The sequence below is a fragment of the Pseudonocardia xinjiangensis genome (genome assembly GCF_012911925.1).
GTDB lineage: Bacteria > Actinomycetota > Actinomycetes > Mycobacteriales > Pseudonocardiaceae > Pseudonocardia > Pseudonocardia xinjiangensis.
In genome coordinates this window covers 1-1,653 of sequence record NZ_JAAXKY010000296.1, presented here as the reverse complement: position 1 = coordinate 1,653, position 1,653 = coordinate 1, and the positions used below count along the sequence as shown (strand labels likewise).

The window sequence follows — 1,653 nt, the reverse complement described above, 5'->3', positions numbered from 1 at the left end:
TATAAGAGACAGCTCCAGCACCGTCCCACGCCGGGCTGTCGCTGCCACACGTTGCCGGGCTCATCCGCGCCGCCCTCCCCCCGATGCACCCCGGGGGCCGCCCTCTGGTGGCGGCCGTGGCGGCGGCAGCAGCGGTGATCAGGACAGCCACCGGCCGCGGCACCCTGGCGGGCGCGCTCGCCACCGCGGCCACCGCCGCCTTCTTCCGCGACCCCCGCCGCGTCCGGCCACCGCTCGACAACGTGGTGCTCGCCGCCGCCGACGGCACGGTGGCCACCGTCTCCGACGTGCTGCCCCCGCCCGAGCTGGACCTCCCGCCCACACCGGTGTGCCGGGTGAGCGTGTTCCTGTCCGTGCTGGACGTGCACGTGCAGCGGATCCCCGTCGACGGGCGCGTGCTCGCCGTGGAGTACCGCCCCGGCCGGTTCCTGTCCGCCGACCTCGACAAGGCCAGCGAGGACAACGAGCGCAGCGCCTTGCTGCTGGAGACCGCCGGCGGCGTCCGGCTCGGGGTCGTCCAGATCGCCGGGCTGCTCGCGCGGCGCATCGTGTGCGATGTCGGCCCGGGCGACGAGGTCGCGGCCGGTGAGACCTACGGGCTCATCCGGTTCGGCTCCCGCGTCGACGTCTACCTGCCCCCCGGCTCGCGGGTCACCGTCTCCGTCGGGCAGCGCACCATCGGCGGCGAGACAGTGCTGGCCGAGCTGCCAGGGCACGGGGTGTCCTGATGCCCGCGCCGCCTTACTCCGCAGGTGTCCGGCTGCTGCCGAACGCCGTCACCGTCCTCGCGCTCTGCGCCGGGCTCTCCGCGGTCTACTTCGCGCTGAGCGGGCGCTTCGAGCTGTGCGTCGCCGCCGTGGGTGCCGCCGCGCTGTGCGACGCGCTCGACGGACGGCTCGCCCGGCTGCTCGACGCGAGCACCAGGATCGGCGCAGAGCTCGACTCGCTGGCCGACCTGGTGTCGTTCGGCGTCGCGCCCGCGCTGGTCATCTACATCTGGGCGCTGGAGGGCAGCCGGTTCGGCTGGATCGTCGCGCTGGTCTTCGCGATCTGCATGGCCCTGCGGCTGGCCCGCTTCAACACCCTGATCGACGCCGAGGACGAGTACCCCTTCGCCAAGGAGTTCTTCGTCGGCGTCCCGGCCCCCGCCGCGGCGCTGTCGGCAGGCATCCCGCTCTACCTCACCCTGCACTTCGGGCCGGGCTGGTGGTCGGCCCCGCTGCTGGTGGGACTGTGGGCCCTGCTCGTGGCCGGGCTGATGGTGAGCCGACTACCCACGCTGTCGTTCAAGACCGTGCGGGTGCCGCCCAACTACATCGCCCCGCTGCTGGTGCTGGTCGGCATCGCCGCCGCGCTGCTGATCACCGCACCGTTCCTCGGGCTCGCCATCGTCGCCGTGGTCTACCTCCTGCTGATCCCCTACACCGGCTACCGGTACCGCTGGCTCGCCCGGCACCCGGAAGCCTGGGGCGTCCCGGTACGGGAGCGCCGCGCCGTCGCACGGGCCGCCCGCTCGGCCCGCCGCCTCGGCCTGCGCTCCCCGCTGCGCCGCCGCGTCGCCGGCCGGGCCAGCGCCATGGCCGCCGCCGTCCGCCGGTTCGGCGACGACCCCACCGGAGCCATCCAGCGCGGCCGGGCAGGCAACGGCCGCAC

2 protein-coding genes are annotated in these 1,653 nt (G+C 74.7%); both read left to right on the top strand.

The window, feature by feature from the left end:
* Window positions 1-35 precede the first annotated feature (35 nt).
* The gene (locus tag HF577_RS37145; RefSeq protein WP_281359958.1) at window positions 36-728 is read left to right on the top strand and encodes a phosphatidylserine decarboxylase; all 693 of its coding nucleotides are present in this window, start codon (window positions 36-38) and stop codon (window positions 726-728) included.
* On the top strand, window positions 728-1,653 hold a 926-nt coding region (gene pssA, locus HF577_RS37140; protein ID WP_169400675.1), incomplete at its 3' end, for a CDP-diacylglycerol--serine O-phosphatidyltransferase. The genes HF577_RS37145 and pssA, both read left to right, overlap by 1 nt.